Raw genomic sequence first — 19,569 nt, forward strand, 5'->3', positions numbered from 1 at the left:
GGATTACCATGAAGAGTATCAGTTTAACGCAAGTAACCGCATTTGTTGTAGTCGTAAGCTTGGCTGCTTTTTTTGTTAGTGCAGAGGATGCATTTGCTCACAGCATTAAAGACAACAGTGTGGCTCATAGCGAGCACTCAATTAGCACTGAAATTACTGACACAGTAGAAGAAACTAGTGAAAGGTTTACTTTTACTTCTTTAGATACTGATAAAAATGGCAAGTTAAGCCAGCAAGAAGTTATTGCTGGAAAAAATGAATGGTTGGTTAAATCTTTCAAACACATTGATAGCAATGCTGATGAATCGTTAACAGAACAAGAGTTAGTTGATTTTGTTGCAAAAACAACTTCAGCCACTTTTCAGTAATAGATAAATAACGAGTACAAATACTCGACCCAGTTTAAGGGGAGCTCCCAACCCATATCAATTCGTTTCGTTGTCATTCTTAAGGACTGAGAAAGGGCTTAATTGACTTGTTATACTCCACTCCCCTTTGGGCTGGCTACTTCGGTAGCCGGCCTTTTTTATGCCTTGAACCTTGAGCTGAAGTTAAAAATAAGTTTAATTGTATTGATCTTGCGATAGACGGTCATTGCAAGCATTTCCCCTCAACTATTTGCTTGTTAAACTATTGGCAACTTCTATAAAAAGAGAATATTCAATGAAACCCCTATTTATCAAGGCATTTTTAGTTTCTAGTATTTTGATGGGTTGCTCAACAGCAACTGAAACTACTGATGTTCAGCCAGCGGCTAATACATTAAATAAAGTGACTAGCGTGCAAACAGTACAAGAGTCACAAGATCTTCTTTTGGCTAAGTGGCAAGGACCGTTTCAGGGTGTACCAGCCTTTGATAAAGTCACCCAGGCAGGTTTAGTACCAGCGATGGACAAAGCCATGGCTGATAAGTTAGCGGAAGTAGAATTGATTGCTAATAACACTGACGCACCTACCTTCGAAAATACTATTGTTGCCATGGAGAAAACTGGCGCAGAGTTGAGTCGACTATTCACTTATTACGGTATTTGGCGTTCAAATAAATCAAGCCCAGAATTTAGATCGCTACAAAGTGAAATAGCGCCAAAATTGTCGACGTTTTATTCGAAAATTAATCAAAACGATAAATTATTCAAGCGTATTTCAGCGGTTTATAATAGTGATGCAACTAAAGCGATGAGCCCAGCTAATCAACGTTTAGTGTTATTAACTTATAACAGCTTTGCTCGTAATGGCGCGACTTTAAATGTGGCAGATAAAAAGCGTTATGCAGACATAAACTTACGTTTAGCGCAGCTACAAACTAAGTTTGGTAATAATATTTTAGCGGATGAAGAAGGCTATGTACTGTATTTAGATAAATCACAATTAGGTGGTTTACCTGAATCAATTATCGGCGTAGCGGCAGCCGCTGCAGAAGCGCGTGATCATCAAGGTCAATACGCTATTACCAATACACGTTCGTCAATGGACCCATTTTTAACTTACTCAACTGAGCGTGAATTACGTAAAACAGTGTGGAATAGTTACTATAGCCGTGGTGATAATGGCGATCAGTATGATAACAATGGCATCATTGCGGAAATATTACAGTTACGTCACGAACGTGTTGGTTTATTAGGTTATAAAAACTATGCTTCATGGCGCTTAGAAGACCGCATGGCTAAATCACCTGAAAATGCCATTGCCTTGATGGAGTCTGTTTGGCCGGCAGCTATTGCCCGTGTTGATGAAGAAGTTGCTGACATGTTAGCGATCGGCAAAAGACAAGATGGTATTGAGCAAGTTGAAGCATGGGATTATCGTTTTTATGCTGAAAAAGTTCGTAAAGATAAATACAATTTAGACTCTGATGAAGTAAAACAATACTTACAACTTGATAACCTTCGTGAAGCTATGTTTTATGTAGCAGGGCGTTTGTTTAACTTTAACTTTACCGAAATAACCGATGGCTCTGTGCCGGTATTCCATGAAGATGTGCGTGTTTGGGAAGTAAAAGATGAAACCTCAGGTGAACATATTGGTTTATGGTATTTAGACCCGTTCGCTCGCCAAGGTAAACGTTCAGGTGCTTGGGCAACGACTTATCGTTCTCACACTACATTCCAAGGTAAGAAGAATGTTTTATCTTCTAACAACTCAAACTTCTCTAAAGCTGCTGCGGGACAACCTACGTTAATTTCTTGGTCAGATGCAGAAACGTACTTCCATGAATTTGGTCATGCATTGCACTTTTTAGCGTCTAAAGTTGAATACCCAACACTAAACTCTGGTGTACGAGATTATACTGAATTTCAATCGCAGTTATTAGAACGTTGGTTATCAACAGATGAAGTGATTGATAATTACCTAGTACATTATAAAACGGGCAAACCAATGCCTAAATCACTAGTCGCTAAAATTAAACAAGCCGCTACCTTTAACCAAGGGTTTAGCACCACTGAATATTTAGCGTCAGCGCTAGTTGATATGAAGTTTCATACAGTTGACCCAACAGGTATTGATGCTGATAAGTTTGAACGTGAAACATTAGCAGCCCTGAAAATGCCTAAACAAATTGTTATGCGTCATCGTAGTCCTCAGTTTGGTCATATCTTTAGCAGCGAAGGTTATGCTTCAAGTTATTATGGCTACATGTGGGCTGAAGTACTTACCTCTGATGCTGCTGAAGCTTTTGCTCAAGCGCCGGGTGGTTTTTACGATAAAGAAGTTGCCGATAAACTTGTTGAACACTTGTTTAGTGTGCGTAATGCCGTTGATCCAAGTGAAGCTTATCGTGCCTTTAGAGGGCGTGATGCTAAAGTTGAAGCGTTAATGCGAGATCGTGGCTTCCCTGTGAAGGTTAAAAACTAATTACTCACATTTATAGTAAGTGTAATACCATTTTTATTAAGTTTGTGATCTTGTTGTGCTTAGGAAAAATATTTCAGGACAAGGCGCTCGATGGAACAATAGCTGGCTATTGGGATTGAGAGCAACGCAGTCTTGGAGTATTTTAACCAGCACAAGTGGGCAATAACTTAGTGAAATTGGTATAATTAACGCTCATTTATTACTGAAAATAAAAACTCGCTTCGGCGAGTTTTTTTATACTTATTATTCGTTGTTTTTATGAGGTTTTATATTCGAAGTTAGCTTTTTTAGGTCACTTGGCCTAAAAAAAACGGTTATTTTTTATAGCAAAATATATTCCCGACTATAATTTGTCAAAGTATGAATTCTGTATGGAAATAACCCAAAAAGGAACTTCAATGAAAACCTTAACTCTATGTCTTGCCTGTGTAGGACTTTCGCTTTTGACTTCTTGTCAATCAACGACTAAATCTTCGATGACTAAAAATGCTGAGGTGAACCAGCAAACTCAATACTTTATTGAAGCGAAAGTTTCTTTGGATAAGTTGAAGCAAGATATTAGTCAAGGGAGAACAGACCAACTTGCTTATTTTGCTCCAAGTACCTTTAAAAAAGCGGTGGCTGAATTTGATAATGCCACTGAAGTTTATACAGATATAGGTAAAAACGGTGCATCTTCTTTTAATGTTTTTAAAAGTGATACCGAGCAGTACCTGCAAGCTAAGCAAGAAATAATTAGCTATATTACTCTGGCAAATCAGAAGTTAAAGTTTTCTTATAGTATTAAAGATACAGCGGAAAGCACCTTGGCAGAAACCTTTAAGCAACGGGTGTTTTTAAAAGGTATTGGCGCACCTAAAGTATTTGCTAAAGATTATAGAAAAATTAGCGCTAGAGTTGATGATTTAGTTGAATACATTGATGAGGGAAAGGTAAGTAAAGCACAGGAAAAACAGCCAAAACTTATTGTCGATATGCAAGCGTTAGAAGTACGTACCGTACGAAAAAATGCTTTAGGCCAACTTGATAGCGATATCGCATATATTAAGAAAAAACGTTTGGCCAAATATGTGCCTATTAGTCACCAACAGTTATTAGCAGCGCGCAGTCATGCGAATACCATTCTTACAGCTACTCCTAGAGCAACCGCCGAAATAAAAGTGGCAGTTGAGTTAGCTGAATTTGAACTTGCTCATCTTTACCATATATCGAAAGAAGTTAATGCCTTGAAGAAAACAAAAAGTAAGTATTATGAGCAATATTTACTGGCTAAAGAAACACTGTTACACACGGTAAGTGAGTCGTTAGAAATCGCGGATGTACGAGATTTACCAATAACTAAGCAAGTGGCCGCTATAGCATTACAAGCGGGTACTATGAAGGGTAAGTTAACTACAGCCAATGCTGCTGTGTTAGCACTGCAAAGTGATAGTAGCCAATCATCCGCCGCTACGGAGAGTCTTAGAGCCGAATTTAAAAGCCAACTGGTTAATTTAAATGCTAAATATGATGTTCTTGTTGTTGAAAATTCATCGCTAAATAAGCAATTACAAAGTAAAGAGATCGAGTTGGTGCGTTTAGAAGCCTATAAAGAAGCGGTATTACAGATTGAAGGTAAACATGCCGTTGAAAAAGAGCTGGCCTTACAAGCACAAGCTAAAAAAGAGGCTGAGCAAAAAGCACTGGCTTTAAAAGAACGAGCGAAGCAAGAAGCGTTAGCTTTAGATGAAAAAGTTCAAAAAGAAGCGCAGCAAGCAGCTTTAGTGCTGCAAGAGCAAACAAAAAAACAGGCTGAGCAAAAAGCTTTGGCTTTACAAGCACAAGCAGTGGTTCAAACTGTACCAGTAAAACAAGCCATTGAGCCGGTAAAATCGACGGTAACTAAGCTGGAAGTAAAGCAGGAGGTTGTTGAGATAGAGCTTGAAAAGCCAGCTAAGGAAAAAGAGAACAACTAACTCAGTTCCTAGATAGCACTTTATATTAAATTTAAAAACTCGCTTCGGCGAGTTTTTTTATGCCGATAAACGATCATACCGGTTTATTTTAAATCAATATTATGACACTAAGATGAAGATTTACGCTTGCTTATCAGGTATTAACTTTAGGTTACACGAGTAAACAAAGTTACCACATATTAGCCAATATTGTCGTGTAGACTCGATCTTGATTCGCAGTTTAATTACCAATGTCATCTACTTTGTTCTATTCACGCATACGGGCATGGGGAGCTGCATTGACCTTAGTTAATTTAGGGAAAAACCCCTAATATATAGAGTGGAATAGTATTGATGCAACATAAGTTTATGGCGTTTGCCACAGTGGCAAGTTTAGGTCTATTTTTATCAGCTTGTTCAGATGAAGACGAAGTATTAACACAAAATGCAACTAGCTCAGGCGTTGTAAGTGGCTTTGGTAGTGTGTATGTAAATGGCCTACGTTATGTGACTGAAAATAGTAATATCCTAAGTAATGGTGTTGAAAGTGACGAAGCGGCACTTAAAGTAGGTATGAAAGTAGTTGTTAACGCACATCAGTCCAGTGCGACTGAGGGCACAGCCTTTGAGGTGAAATACCTTGCCGATGCTATTGGTGAAATTGAAGCTATTGATTTAGCAGCGCCTTCAATAAGCGTGTTAGGGCAAACCTATTTAATCACCTCCGCAACAAAACTTGATGAAGTGATTTTTAATGAACTGCGCGAAAGCATGGTGGTTGAATTGAGTGCTTTTGAAAATGCTAACGGTAGCTTTACGGTTACCTACTTAACCATCAAAGACGATTTCAGTGAGCATCAACTGACTGGTAGGGTATCAAAGCTTAAAGCTAGAGATAAAATTTTTTTTATTGGTGAATTACTGGTTAATTACGGTGATGCTGATGTGGATGGTAGTTTGTATGATGGCTCTACAGTTTCGTTAAAAAATGATATCGGTCTGATTGCTAGTGAATTTAATGCTGATGAAGTGAGCGTTCAAGGCATGCTTTTAGTTATTGGTGGCACACTGACGGTTTCAGGTATTGTTGAAACTAAAAAAGAAGTCGACGAAGGCACTGTTATTAAAGTTGATGGTCGCAACTTCCTACTAACCAATGAGGCAGACTTTAGCCAAGGCGATGTAGAAAACTTACGTGTTGGCGATCAAGTGAACTTAATCGCTACGATAATCGAGTCAGAACAACAGTATCCTTATTATCCTATCAATAATATTCGTGTTGAATTAGCTAATGAAATCAGCCTTGAAGGTATTGTTCAGTCAGCTACTGGCAGCAGTTTTACACTTTTTGGCCAAGAATTTACAGTAGATAGCTATACCCTGTATGAAGATAATTCAGAGCAAGAGTTACGTTATTTCACTTTCTCTGATATTGCCATTGGTGACAGGTTAGATATTGATGCTTATGAACTTAATGATATTTTAATTAGCCGCAAAGTAGAGCGTAAAGAAACTGGTACCAGTGAGCAAGACACTTATGAGATTGAAGGTGTGGTTGACAGTATTGATGTTGATTTACCAAGCTTCTCTGTTAAAGGTATTAATGTATTAGTTGATGCAGACACTAAGTTTGAGAATGCTCTAGGTAATTCGATAAACCAAGAAGTTTTCTTTCAGACTATTGTTAAGGGTGATGAAGTTGAAGTTGAAACTTATTACACTGTAGATGGATTGTTGGTGGCGCTAGAAGTTGAAATTGATGGTGATGATAAAGATAACGAGGTTGAACTAGTCGGTACTATTGATAATTTTACTAATATATTCAGCTTTACCGTTAACGGGCATCAAGTTATGACTAACTTGCAGACTGAATATGACAATGGTAATGCGAGTGACCTAAAAAAAGGTGCATTGATTGAAGTTGAAGGTCAAATGAATGGCAATAAGCTAATTGCTGACGAAATTGACTTTATCGAAACTGAAGTAAATCAGTAGTTATATACAGTTAATCTCAGTATTAGCTTAAACATCAAGTTAAGCCGCAGTTAATCACTTAACAGCGGCTTTTTTAGGTCTATATTTTAGATATAAATATAGCTGCAATTAACGGATAGGCTTTTCTATCTCACTAATGCCTTCGTGTATCATTTCACTAATATTCTCAAGCTTAGCTGCAATAACTGCTTGTGCATCAAACAAACCGCGATTATAAAAATAAGCACCAACTTCTGTTGAGAAAAAATCTAATAAAAACTCTGCATCAAACTGACCAAGATCTTGGTCGAGCTCTTTAGCAAAGTAGCCTTGTATTTTAATGACTAATTGCTCTGTTTCAGTGCTGGAAAATTTAATGTTACTCATAATAAACCTGTAAAAAAGGAGGCGATGTCAATGTTTAGTTGTCTCTTAGTAGTATACCTAGTTGAGCATTGAAGGAACAATGCTTTCAATCGTATGTTTTCTGTATGCCAGTTGTATGGTTTTAGCTGCTATGTGTCTAAAAAGTGTAAGTTTATTAATCTATTAATAGACGTGGTCTTACTTTAATGACATATTTATTTTGCTTTTTAATGGACAATAAAATAATAAGGATATTAAGCTGATGAAATTATCAAAACTATCAAAACTATCAAAACTATCAAAACTATCAGGTCTAGCAGCGTTGCTGCTCTCGAATGTGGTACTTTCACAAAGTTACCAGTCTTTTTCCACCATAAGTTATTCACATAATAGTTACACATCTAATATGCCAGAGTACGACATTTATGGTAAAAGTGACACGGATTCAGTTGCGTTATATAGCAAATATTTCTTCGACGAGCAGCAAGCACTTGGTCCGCTAAATGAGTTTGCTTATATTAATAGCAGTAGTAATATTTATGCTGCAATTAGTAATAGCAACAGCGAAGTTTCTTCTACATATAGATCTCATGATTCTAACTCTTCATCAACTGATAATAGTATTTCTGTTGGCGGGCAGTGGATAACTAATAATTTCATTTTTGGTGCAAGTTATAGCTACTTCAAGGCAGAAGGTAAGTTGACTGACTCCTATTTTAGTGATGGTCGCGAGATCTCCTATGATAATAGCAGTAGTTATTATGGGGCTGAACTAGGCTACTTAATTTCAGACGATTTAGTCATAAGTGCTTATTATAATGACGGCGGCGATGGCGATGACTATTTTAGTTATAGCGCCAGCTATAACTGGCAACTCACAGGTACCGACTATATAGGCTTTAGCTATAATGTTGATGAAGACTTTGATATTCATCAGCTGTCATCACGATACTTTTTCGGACTTGGAGATCAAAGCTATTTAGTGCTCGGTGGTGCTTATACCTTTGATAATAGAGATTATATTATTGATGATGATTACTGGAGTGTTAACGGCAGTTATTATTTTAATGATAGAACCTCAGTGTCTGTGACATATAGTGATGATGATTACTATGGTGTCAGTGCAAACTACTTCATTAACCAAAACTACTCAGTACAAGCGGGTTATAATTCAGTGTCTAATGATAGTGATGAAAATGAATCTGAGGGTTATTACTTGAGCTTTAGTGCGCAATTTTAATTAAAGATATAAGTTAAGAACAGTGGTTAAGTCATACTCTAAACATTCTTAGCAAAAAGCCACCGTTGCCTCGAGGTAACGGTGGCTTTTCTATAAAGCTTCAGCAAAAATTAATTACGGTAGCTGTGCACTAATGAGTTATCACTAGCAGTTAACTAGGCTTTATTAGCTATTCATTTGGTATGGCTACTAAATATAATCAACCGGCAGGGCGGTGGTATATTTTATTTCCTCCATAGCGAAACTAGAGCTAATATCAGAAAAATCTACCTTGGTAATCAGTTCTTTATAAAAGCGATCGTATGCTTTCATATCTGGCACAACTACGCGCAGCAAGTAATCAACATCGCCACTCATTCGATAGAACTCGACAATTTCAGGGAAATCCTGGGCAACCTTGGCAAAAGTGGCTAACCAAGCAGGATTATGCTGATTGGTTTTCACCATGACAAAAATAGACAGACCAACATTTAATTTTTCGGGATCTGCTAGCGCCACTCGGCCTTTAATTATGCCTGATTTTTCCATTGCTTGAATTCTACGCCAACAAGGGGTGGTCGATAGTCCAACTCGCTCGGCGATGTCACTCGTTGAAAGGGTACAGTCTTTTTGTAAAATACTAAGAATGTGCTTATCAAAAGAATCCATTTTATTACCTAAGGCTATTGAATAGAATTTAAAACTAAATTTTCACTGGAATTTGGTATTGTATTTCTCCTTGTGGTCAATTGATAGTGAAATAGGCACAAATATTTCCCAATAAAGTGGAGAAATTAACTTATAGATTAAAACATAATAATGACTTTGTTTATCGGGTGAATAAAAAGAAGGATTTGATATTAGTGACTAGCTGAAAATCAGCAAACTCATTTAGTCTATGAGCGTTGGCCGACGTGTTGAGTTTAAAGGGAAAAATATAGTGAAAGTTTTGGCTGATAATGCCGAGCGTTACTTTAGTACCGATTTATTTTCTTAACCAAAATAAGCATCATATAAATACTTACGCTGTGGGATCACTGTATTATCTTTTAAAAGTTCCGATGGTATCATTCTGTTGTTATTATAGTTTTTACTAGAAAAGTGCAGCGATTTCACGAGTAGATTAATGATGAAGAGTTTTAAAAAATGGTGGCATAGCGATTGTGCTTTTTGTCGAAAGGTTAGGTTGCTATTCATCTGGCTTATACTAATGTTAATTATAGATTTATTTTTCTTTCAATTATTATTTTAGTGGCTAGTTAAGCCACTAAAATAATGGTGTTAAGTATAGGCTGAATATCATGGAAAACGGACTACTTTGGAGTGATTCACAAGAAATTGCGTTGGATCTAATTGAGCAACATGATGATGTTGACCCGTTCAAATTACACTTTACTGAATTAAGGCAATGGGTACTTGCATTAGAGCGTTTTGAAGATGATCCGGAACATTGCGGTGAACGAGTGCTTGAAGCCATTCAACTGGCTTGGATGGCCGAAGTTGATTAAATCACAGAAGCTAAACGCTAGTGTTAATGATTTTTCAAAGAAAAGACCTTACTTTTATCATTAATAATTAGCTAATTTTTCATATAGTAGAATCGAAAGGTCTTTTTAAAATCTATTCCAAATCGATTCAGGTAAATCCCCTATATTTTTAACAAATTCAATCATTCTCTTGCTTTGCAGCTGGATTAATATCATCTATACTTTGCTGAATTAATTTAGTCAATATTCATCATTCACCAAACATATAAGCAGTCAGTCAAATGCCCCAATCTAAACGCCCACTTTATATTCATTATGCAGGTCCTTCTTTATTAGAAACCCCTTTACTTAATAAAGGCAGTGCCTTTAGCAAAGAAGAGCGCGGTAGTTTCAACTTAACAGGGTTATTACCGCCACGCTTTGAGACTATTGATGAGCAAGCTGAGCGCGCTTATCGTCAGTACAGCTGCTTTAATAGTGACATCAATAAGCACATCTATTTACGTGCCATTCATGATAATAATGAAACTTTATTTTTTAAATTAGTGCAAAATCATCTTGCCGATATGATGCCAATTATTTATACCCCGACAGTTGGCGATGCTTGTGAACAATTTTCTGATATTTATCGCAGCTCACGTGGTTTATTTATTTCTTACGAAGATAGATTCAATATTGATGATATGTTGCGTAATGCCACTAAAAATAAAGTAAAAGTGATTGTAGTTACCGATGGCGAACGCATTTTGGGCCTTGGCGACCAAGGTATCGGCGGTATGGGTATTCCTATTGGCAAGCTTTCTCTTTACACCGCTTGTGGTGGTATTAGTCCCGCCCATACTTTACCTGTGATGCTTGATGTTGGTACTAATAACCAGAAGTTATTAGACGATCCTATGTACATGGGCGCACGTCATAAACGTATCGACCAAGACTCATATGATGAATTTTTAGAGTTATTTATCAGCGCAGTTAAACGTCGCTGGCCACAGGTTTTATTGCAGTTTGAAGATTTTGCTCAACCGAATGCCATGCCTTTATTACAACGTTATAAAGATAGAATTTGTTGTTTTAATGACGATATTCAAGGAACGGCTGCCGTTACGGTCGGAACTTTACTTGCTGCCTGTCGTAGTACCGGATCTAAATTATCAGAGCAGAGCGTTGCTTTTGTTGGTGCAGGCTCAGCGGGTTGTGGTATTGCCGAACAAATTATCAGTCAGATGATCAGTGAAGGTCTTTCCCCTGAAAAAGCGCGTAGCCAAGTATTTATGGTAGATAGATTTGGCTTGCTAACAGAAGGCATGGCCGAACTTCGCGATTTCCAACAAAAATTAGTACAAAACAAGGACGCCCTTGCCTCTTGGGATATTACTGGCGAGTTTGCCTCACTTGTTGAAGTCATGCATGGCGCTAAACCTGATATTCTTATCGGTGTTTCAGGACAAGCAGGTTTGTTTACCGAAGAAGTTATTACCGCGATGAAATCTCATTGTGATAGACCAATTATCTTCCCGTTAAGTAACCCTTCACGTCAAGTAGAAGCAACTCCTAGTCAAGTAATTAATTGGACCAAAGGAGAAGTGATTATTGCCACGGGTAGCCCATTTGCGCCGGTTGAATATCAAGGCAAAACTTTCCCTATTGCCCAGTGTAATAATAGTTATATCTTCCCAGGTATTGGCTTGGGTGTTGTATCGGCAAATATCACACGTATTACCGATGACATGTTAAAAGTGGCCAGTGAAACCTTAGCGTCGGCTTCACCGCTAGCTAATAATGAATCGGATCAATTACTACCGCCGTTAACCGCCATTGCGCAATTAAGTAAAGACATTGCTTTTGCGATTGCGAAAGTTGCTTTTAAGCAAAACTTAGCACTAGCTATGAGTGACGAAGAGTTACTTGCCAAAATAGAGCTAAGCTTCTGGAAACCGGTTTACCGCGAATATCGCCGGACTAGTGCTTAAGCCACAAAAAAACACTGTCACTTGGGACTAGTTAATTAAACTAATGATGTTGCTTTGACGCGATATCATTAGTTTTTTCGTCTACTTTCGTCTATAATGCGCCCAAATTTTTAGCCATTTAAATAAATGGCTAACGACATATTTAAATTTTTAACTTAAATTAATACAACTTAAAAGGGCTTATCATGGCTATCGAACGTACTTTTTCTATCGTAAAACCAGACGCAGTTGCTAAAAACTTCATCGGTCAAATCTACAATCGTTTTGAAACTGCTGGTTTAAAAATCGTTGCTTCTAAAATGATCCACTTAAGCAAAGAAAAAGCTGAAGGTTTCTACGCTGAACATAGCAAACGTCCTTTCTTTGGTGCTTTAGTTGAGTTCATGACTTCAGGTCCAGTTATGGTTCAAGTTTTAGAAGGCGAAAACGCTGTTCTTAAAAACCGTGAAATCATGGGTGCTACTAACCCTGCTGAAGCACTTGCTGGTACTATCCGTGCTGATCTTGCTGATAGCATCGACGAAAATGCTGCTCACGGTTCTGACGCTTTAGAATCTGCTGCACGTGAAATTGCTTACTTCTTCTCAGACGAAGAGATTTGTTCACGTACTCGTTAATTCATTTTTAATTTTCGCAAAGCTCACGACTTCATTGTCGGCTGTACTCATTGACTAGCGTCAACTCCGTGCAGCCTTCTAGAATTCATTTCGCTTGCTTTGCTTAAAGCATGAATTAAATTGAAAGGATTTTACTGAGTGTCAGTAAAATCCTTTTATTATTTTAAGTGGATTATAAATTCGCTTAAGATAACCAGTAAAATTGCGATTGTTGCTTGAAAAGCGTACAATGTGCGCCTTGTTTTTTAGGCTGCTTTATCGAGTAGTTTAATTTTAGTTATTGAGAGTTTGTTGTATGAGTGATGTAAACAGTAAAGTAAACCTACTTAATTTTGATCATAAAGGTATGCGTGAATACTTTGAATCTATTGGTGAAAAACCATTTAGGGCCGATCAAATGATGAAGTGGATTTATCACTTTGGCTACAGCGACTTTGAGTTAATGACCAATATCAATAAGAAGCTACGGGAAAAGTTACAGCGCAATTGTGTGATAACAGCCCCTGAAATCTCTGAAAAACAAGTCTCTTCTGACGGCACGATAAAATATTCCTTAAGACTTGAAGGCGGCCAAGAAATTGAAACCGTATGGATCCCTGAAAATGATCGTGCCACCTTGTGTGTCTCGTCTCAAGTTGGCTGTGCATTAGAATGTACCTTCTGTGCTACTGCTCAACAAGGCTTCAATCGCAATTTATCTATGGCTGAAATCATTGGCCAAGTATGGCGTGTTGCCAATGATATCGGTGCAACGCGCATTGCCGGTACTCGTCCGATAACCAACATTGTCATGATGGGCATGGGTGAACCACTATTAAATATGAAAAATTTAATACCTGCCCTTGATACCATGTTGAACGATTTAGGTTATGGTTTGTCCAAACGTCGTGTGACGGTAAGTACCTCTGGTGTAGTACCAGCATTAGACATGCTTAAAGAAAAAATTGATTGTGCCTTAGCTATCTCTATTCACGCGCCAAATAATAAGTTGCGTGATGAGTTAGTGCCAATCAATAAAAAATATCCATTGGAAGATTTTCTTGCCGCAGCCGGACGCTATATTGATGGCTCAAAAGCAAATAAACAAGCAACCATAGAATACGTTATGCTTGATCATGTTAATGACAGTACCGATCAAGCACACGAGCTGGCACATGCTTTAAAAGATTTACCAAGTAAGATCAATTTGATCCCTTTTAATCCTTATCCAGGTTCACCTTATAAACGTTCAAGTAATTCTCGAATTGATCGTTTTGATAAAGTATTACAAAGCTATGGCTTAACGGTAATTACTAGGCGTACCCGTGGTGGTGATATTGATGCTGCTTGTGGTCAATTGGCAGGTGATGTTATAGATAGAACTAAACGTAGTGCATTTATTAGCGCAAAGAATGCTGCAAAAAACGTTGAAATAAGTTCATTGAAAGATCAGCCTAAAACTGACACTATCTCTATCAAATCAATCTAAGCATTAGTGCACTGTTTTTTAGTGAAAAATACGTGAAATTTCATTAATTAAGGTACCGCTTCAATTTTACCGAAGCAATGACAATAGATGTTGATGAACAAGGTAATCGATTGAGTAATAGCCGGCTATTGACACTGAAAGTAACGATGGTGTTGGTTAGATAACTATTTGAAAATGCTCACTGAGTAGTGAAATCTCTACAACAATAAGAGGCGGTTAATACATTGCATATTATGGATAAAGCTATGGCTAAATATATTTTTCCGACACTTTTGACTGCGATTTCAATATCGATGTTAAGTGGTTGTGTTACCCAGAGCTTTGAAAATAATGAACCCATTGTAAAAAACCAAGCTAATCGTGATGAGATGGCGGCAACCCGTGTTGCTTTAGGACTCGGCTACCTAAAAATGGGCGACATGTCCCAAGCTAAGCTCAATTTAGAAAAAGCGAAAGGATTCTCGCCAGGTCTAGTGCAAGTGCATACGGCATTTGCTCACTATTATGAAACAGTAGGTGAAAGTGAACTTGCTATTGGCTCATTCGAACAAGCTTTATCAATTAAAGCCGACAGTGCAGATACCTTAAATAACTATGGGGTGTTTTTATGTCGACAAAATAAACTTGCCGATGCCGAAGTTCAGTTTTTAAGAGCGATTGCTGTGCCTAGTTATATTTTGGTCTCGCAAAGCTATGAAAACCTTGCCTCCTGTTATTTACAAAATGATGACTTTGAAAAAGCGGAAATGTATTTGAATAAGGCTATATTTCATAGCCCAAATAGAACAAGACCTTTATTGCAAATGGTTCGCATGCAATATGCCATGACCGATTACCAAGAAGCTAAGCGTTTTTTACATAAATACGAACGACATACTCGGCGTTTTACGGCCAACTCATTAGCACTAGCCTATAAATTATATTGGAAATTAGGTCAGCGTCGCACAGCAACAAATTACGCAAATATGTTAGTGAAGATGTACCCACAATCATGGGAAGGTAAGCAATACCTACTCAATGACTTAGAATTTATTGAAGCGGATGATTTAGCGAGAAAATACCAAGTAAGTCAAAGAGAAAAAAATCGTTTATCACCCAGCAGTAGTAAACGTGTGGTAAAACTTTCTCCTAGAAAAGTAAATAATTCGCCCTATACCACCAGTGTTAAAACCGCTAGTCCTGCTAAAAGTAGTAGTGAACTCGCTGAGGTCGCCAAAATAGCGAAAGTGCCAACAGCATCAGTTGCAGTTACAACGGCAATGACATCTTCGCCGGTAGTGCTAGCTACACCTGCAGTGGCCGCTATGCCTATAGTGACAACTGCGCCACAGCTGGCCACAAGTGCAACACAAACGGTACTTGGCTCAGGAACAGCTTTGCTCTCTGCTACGGTAGCGGGTACGGTTGCCGCGACAAGTATGCCACTAACTAACAGCACAGTAGTTAAAACTGACATCACAGCAACTGACACAACATTAACGAATGCTGAAGAAATTAATACTATCAGCAAAGAAGTCGTAGACCTTGCACCAGCGGCTACATCAGTAGTGGCAATAAGCGCAGTAGTTACTCAACCGGTACCCGCTACCATTGAACCTACTTCAACTAAGCCTATTCCCGCGACACGTGATGTGCCTTTACCTGAAGCCTTACCGCAACAAGTTGAAGCAGAAACTCTCGTTGCTAAAACGGTAACGTCTGAAGCTGGTGTGATTAAAGCACAAGCTAATGTTGATGAGGCGCTACTAATGGCAACAGCTCCAGTGTTAGCCGCAGCGGCAGTATCAAGTGTTGTTGTAGCCGAAGCATTGGTAAATGATATTGAAACAGTTGCTGCCCAAGATGCTTTCCATAAAGTCAGTCCAGGTGAAAACCTTTACAATATTTCGGTAAAATATAACGTCAAGTTAAAAGCATTACGTAAGTGGAATAATATCTCCGAAAAAAATAAAATCCGTATAGGCGATAAGCTTTATGTGGTTGACCCTCAAACAGTGAAAAATATTAATGATTAATGATCTAGCTCCGACTGGAAAACCAGATAAAGAACAACAAAGTACTATCACCGAACAAATGACTGAACAAGTTACCGAACTGAGTGAAGACATGGAAATGGTAAGCCCAGGAGCCATGTTACGTGAAGCTCGAAAAGCGCTATCTCTCTCTCAAGAACATATATCCAGTAAACTGAACTTTAAGGTAGACTTGGTTAACGATATTGAAAACGATATTTTTTCGCCATCAACGCCGGTTACTTTCATCCGTGGCTATCTAGTTAATTATGCTAAATTAGTTGCTGTTGAAGTAGAAGATATTTTGGCAAGCTATGATGCCTTAGATGCTGCCAGTATTCAGCGCAGTGAAATGTTGAGTTTTTCGAATGAAACCACTAAACAAGCTGAGCACAGTCGTGTTATGTGGTTAAGCTACCTAATAGTAGCTGTTTTAGTGGGGTTAACCGTTTTATGGTGGCAGCAAGAGAGTAGCCAGCAAGCGGCAAACCCTGTGAGTCTTACTGCTGACTCTCAAGAGGTTAACGTTGAAAAGATTAGCGATGAACAAGCAGCTACTGCTGTTGTACAGGGCTCTTTAAGTGAAGATACTGCTTCAGTTACTAATGACGTTCAAATTATTGGACAGAAGAGTGAAAATGAAACCTTAAACAGTGCTGAAGTTACTGAAATTCCAGCGGTTTTGCCTGAGCTAATCGTCAGTGAAACGGCTCAGCCACAGGTGCCAGAGATAAGTACCGCGGTGTTTACTTTTAAAGGAGATTGTTGGGTCAATATTTATGATGCTACCGGTGAACGTATTGCTTGGGGTGTTAAAAAGGCAGGTTATGTAATGACCATTCAAGGTAAAGCGCCACTAAGTATTACCGTAGGTAAACCTGAGTTAACCAGTATTGTCTTTAACGGCAAGCCAATAGATATGTCAGCGTTTGATGATGGTAATATTGCTAAATTTAAATTACCTATCATTGCTGAGTAAGCATTGCTGAATAGGTGCTGTTGACTAGTTGTTAGCATTTGCTTTTGAGTTAAGTAACTCCCTTTATATAAAGAAAAATTATGTTTAAAGAATCTCCAATTATACGTCGTGTTTCTCGTCAAATTATGGTCGGTAATGTACCCGTAGGTGGTGATGCACCTATTACTGTGCAATCAATGACTAATACATCGACCACAGACGTTGCCGCAACAGTTGCACAAATCAAGGCATTGGAAGCTGTTGGGGCCGATATCGTCCGTGTAAGTGTACCAACCATGGATGCTGCAGAAGCGTTTCGTGAAATCAAAAAACAAGTCAATGTGCCTTTAGTGGCAGATATTCACTTTGATTACCGTATCGCCTTAAAAGTAGCCGAGTATGGCGCTGATTGTTTACGAATTAATCCGGGTAATATTGGCAATGAAAGTCGAATTCGCAGTGTGGTTGATAGTGCTAGAGATAATAATATCCCTATTCGTATCGGTGTTAATGGCGGCTCATTAGAGAAAGACATTCAAGAAAAGTATAAAGAGCCAACAGCTGAAGCACTGTTCGAGTCGGCTATGCGCCATGTTGATATTCTCGACAGGTTGAACTTTGATCAGTTTAAAGTCAGTGTCAAAGCATCGGATGTTTTTCTTGCGGTTGAGTCATATAAATTATTAGCTAAACAAATTGATAATCCATTACATTTAGGAATTACCGAAGCGGGCGGCTTACGTTCTGGTTCGGTAAAATCATCGGTAGGTTTGGGCATATTATTAGCACAGGGCATTGGTGATACCTTACGTATTTCATTGGCGGCAGACCCAATTGAAGAAATCAAAGTAGGCTTTGATATTTTAAAGTCATTGAAATTACGTAGTCGTGGTATTAATTTGATTGCTTGTCCAAGTTGCTCCCGTCAAGAGTTCGATGTGGTGTCAACGGTCAATGCCTTAGAGCAGCGTATTGAAGATATTATGACGCCGATGGATGTATCCATTATTGGCTGTATTGTTAATGGCCCAGGTGAAGCTATGGTGTCAGATCTTGGCTTAACCGGTAGCAGTAAAAAAAGTGGCTTTTATTTAGATGGCATACGTCAAAAAGAGCGCTTTGATAATAATAACCTGGTGGATCAACTTGAACAGCGCATCCGTGCTAAAGCACACGCGATAAATGAACGCCAAGATGAAAAGAATAAAATTGACTTTAAATCTGTCGATTAACTTCTGATATGAACCGTCAAATAAAGCATAAGTTTATTAGCGCTCTGTTATTAGGTATACTGCGCGTTGCGCAAATTTAACACAGCACTTAATATATTAATTAAACGTAAGCGCTGACAGCTATGTCTAATATGGCAAGCCTCAGCTTTACCTAAGAATAAGAAAGAGAGACCCATCAGTGGCTAAACAAAAGGCTCTACAAGCAATTCGTGGTATGAACGATTGCCTTCCCAGTGAAACAAGTACTTGGCAAATGGTTGAAGCGGTACTGCGCCGCGTTGCCAGTAATTATGGTTTTGCTGAAATACGCATGCCCATTGTTGAGTCAACCGCACTATTTAAACGCGGTATTGGTGAAGTCACCGATATTGTTGAAAAAGAAATGTACACTTTTGATGACCTTAATGGTGATAGCTTAACGCTACGTCCAGAAGGTACCGCGAGTTGTGTTCGCGCTGGTGTTCAACATGGCTTACTGTATAACCAAGAGCAGCGTCTTTGGTATATGGGACCTATGTTTCGCCACGAAAGACCACAAAAAGGTCGTTATCGCCAGTTTCACCAATTCGGCCTGGAAGCCTTTGGTATAGCGACTCCTGACATAGATGCTGAAATTATTTTACTGACAGCGCGTTTATGGAAGGAACTTGGCATCAATGAGTTTGTCACACTAGAGTTGAATTCATTAGGATCAAACGATGAGCGTGCTAATTATCGTGAAGCCTTGATTGCTTATTTAATTGAGCATGAAGAGTTACTTGATGATGACTCTAAACGTCGCATGCACACTAACCCGTTAAGAGTGTTAGATAGTAAGAATGCAAAAGTTCAAGAAGCATTGACTAATGCACCTAAGTTGTCTGATCATTTTGGTGAAGAAACGCAAGCGCATTTTGATACCTTATGTGTTCGATTAGATGCCGCAGGTGTTAACTACGTTTTAAATGAACGTCTAGTACGTGGTTTAGATTATTATAACCGCACCGTATTTGAATGGGTTACAACAACATTAGGCGCACAAGGTACTATTTGTGCTGGTGGCCGTTATGATGGTTTAGTTGAACAACTTGGTGGTAAAGCAACGCCAGCCTTTGGCTTTGCTTTAGGTATCGAACGTTTAGTGTTAATGCTAACGGAGTTAGATAAAGTTACTAATACTCGCCCACAAGTAGATGCCTATGTGGTTATCTTAGGTGATGATGCGCAAGTGATAGCAAACAAGTTAGCTGAACAATGGCGTGATCAAGTGCCAGACATTAGATTGCAGTGTCACTGTGGTGGTGGCAATATGAAAAAACAATTAAAGCGTGCCGATAAGTCCGGTGCACAAATAGCGTTAATACTGGGTGATGATGAAATTGCTCAAGAGCAAGTTATGGTGAAATACCTACGCGGTCAAAAAGAACAACAAAGCGTGGACTTTAATCAAGTTTCTAGCTTGTTAACTGAATTAATTTAAGGGCTTTAAGCCAAGGTGAA

Annotated in this window: 15 protein-coding genes; 13 read left to right on the plus strand and 2 right to left on the minus strand. The window is 38.5% G+C overall.

The genetic code is table 11. The features are described 5' to 3' along the window. The first annotated feature begins 8 nt into the window (after positions 1–8). From HRT55_RS07155 to HRT55_RS07170, 4 genes are all read left to right on the plus strand, one after another. Positions 9–368, plus strand: a complete 360-nt coding sequence (locus HRT55_RS07155; protein WP_291619955.1) for a hypothetical protein — start codon at positions 9–11, stop codon at positions 366–368. A 295-nt stretch (positions 369–663) separates the two neighbouring features. Beyond that, positions 664–2,853 carry a M3 family metallopeptidase gene (locus HRT55_RS07160; RefSeq protein ID WP_291619957.1) on the plus strand — a complete coding sequence of 730 codons (2,190 nt, stop codon included), beginning with the start codon at positions 664–666 and terminating at the stop codon, positions 2,851–2,853. 398 nt (positions 2,854–3,251) lie between these two features. Further along, a complete protein-coding gene (locus tag HRT55_RS07165; RefSeq protein WP_291619960.1) occupies positions 3,252–4,808 on the plus strand; it encodes a hypothetical protein in 1,557 nt (518 codons plus the stop codon). A gap of 333 nt (positions 4,809–5,141) precedes the next feature. Next, complete coding sequence (locus HRT55_RS07170; RefSeq protein ID WP_291619962.1) at positions 5,142–6,782, plus strand: DUF5666 domain-containing protein; 1,641 nt, start codon at positions 5,142–5,144, stop codon at positions 6,780–6,782. 108 nt (positions 6,783–6,890) lie between these two features. Here HRT55_RS07170 and HRT55_RS07175 read toward each other — a convergent pair whose 3' ends face one another. Next, positions 6,891–7,148, minus strand: a complete 258-nt coding sequence (locus tag HRT55_RS07175; protein ID WP_291619964.1) for a DUF2164 domain-containing protein — start codon at positions 7,146–7,148, stop codon at positions 6,891–6,893. A 241-nt stretch (positions 7,149–7,389) separates the two neighbouring features. On the opposite strand from HRT55_RS07175, the gene HRT55_RS07180 reads away from it, so the two are divergent. Then, positions 7,390–8,367 (plus strand): putative porin, encoded by a 978-nt coding sequence (locus HRT55_RS07180; protein ID WP_291619965.1) that lies wholly within the window; start codon positions 7,390–7,392, stop codon positions 8,365–8,367. 189 nt (positions 8,368–8,556) lie between these two features. Here the strand turns inward: HRT55_RS07180 and HRT55_RS07185 are convergent, their stop codons facing one another. After that, positions 8,557–9,015, minus strand: a complete 459-nt coding sequence (locus HRT55_RS07185; protein WP_291611935.1) for an Lrp/AsnC family transcriptional regulator — start codon at positions 9,013–9,015, stop codon at positions 8,557–8,559. A 632-nt stretch (positions 9,016–9,647) separates the two neighbouring features. Between HRT55_RS07185 and iscX the strand changes: the two genes are divergently transcribed. From iscX to hisS, 8 genes are all read left to right on the plus strand, one after another. Continuing rightward, the gene (gene iscX / locus HRT55_RS07190) at positions 9,648–9,854 is read left to right on the plus strand and encodes a Fe-S cluster assembly protein IscX (RefSeq protein WP_291619967.1); all 207 of its coding nucleotides are present in this window, start codon (positions 9,648–9,650) and stop codon (positions 9,852–9,854) included. 260 nt (positions 9,855–10,114) lie between these two features. Then, on the plus strand, positions 10,115–11,803 hold the full coding sequence (locus tag HRT55_RS07195) for an NAD-dependent malic enzyme (RefSeq protein ID WP_291619970.1): 1,689 nt from the start codon (positions 10,115–10,117) through the stop codon (positions 11,801–11,803). A 185-nt stretch (positions 11,804–11,988) separates the two neighbouring features. After that, positions 11,989–12,420: a nucleoside-diphosphate kinase gene (gene ndk / locus HRT55_RS07200; protein WP_291619972.1), complete on the plus strand. Its 432-nt coding sequence runs from the start codon at positions 11,989–11,991 to the stop codon at positions 12,418–12,420. Between the two features lie 295 nt (positions 12,421–12,715). Beyond that, on the plus strand, positions 12,716–13,888 hold the full coding sequence (locus tag HRT55_RS07205; RefSeq protein WP_291619974.1) for a bifunctional tRNA (adenosine(37)-C2)-methyltransferase TrmG/ribosomal RNA large subunit methyltransferase RlmN: 1,173 nt from the start codon (positions 12,716–12,718) through the stop codon (positions 13,886–13,888). A 245-nt stretch (positions 13,889–14,133) separates the two neighbouring features. Then, positions 14,134–15,903, plus strand: coding sequence for a type IV pilus biogenesis/stability protein PilW (gene pilW / locus HRT55_RS07210; RefSeq protein WP_291619976.1), 1,770 nt, complete (start codon positions 14,134–14,136; stop codon positions 15,901–15,903). Then, positions 15,896–16,879 (plus strand): RodZ domain-containing protein, encoded by a 984-nt coding sequence (locus HRT55_RS07215; protein ID WP_291619978.1) that lies wholly within the window; start codon positions 15,896–15,898, stop codon positions 16,877–16,879. The genes pilW and HRT55_RS07215 overlap by 8 nt, the downstream gene beginning before the upstream one ends. Before the next feature lie 80 nt (positions 16,880–16,959). Next, positions 16,960–18,090: a flavodoxin-dependent (E)-4-hydroxy-3-methylbut-2-enyl-diphosphate synthase gene (gene ispG, locus HRT55_RS07220; RefSeq protein WP_291611921.1), complete on the plus strand. Its 1,131-nt coding sequence runs from the start codon at positions 16,960–16,962 to the stop codon at positions 18,088–18,090. A gap of 178 nt (positions 18,091–18,268) precedes the next feature. Continuing rightward, complete coding sequence (hisS, locus tag HRT55_RS07225; RefSeq protein ID WP_291619980.1) at positions 18,269–19,549, plus strand: histidine--tRNA ligase; 1,281 nt, start codon at positions 18,269–18,271, stop codon at positions 19,547–19,549. Positions 19,550–19,569 lie beyond the last annotated feature (20 nt).

The organism is Colwellia sp. (assembly GCF_013214175.1).
GTDB lineage: Bacteria > Pseudomonadota > Gammaproteobacteria > Enterobacterales > Alteromonadaceae > Colwellia.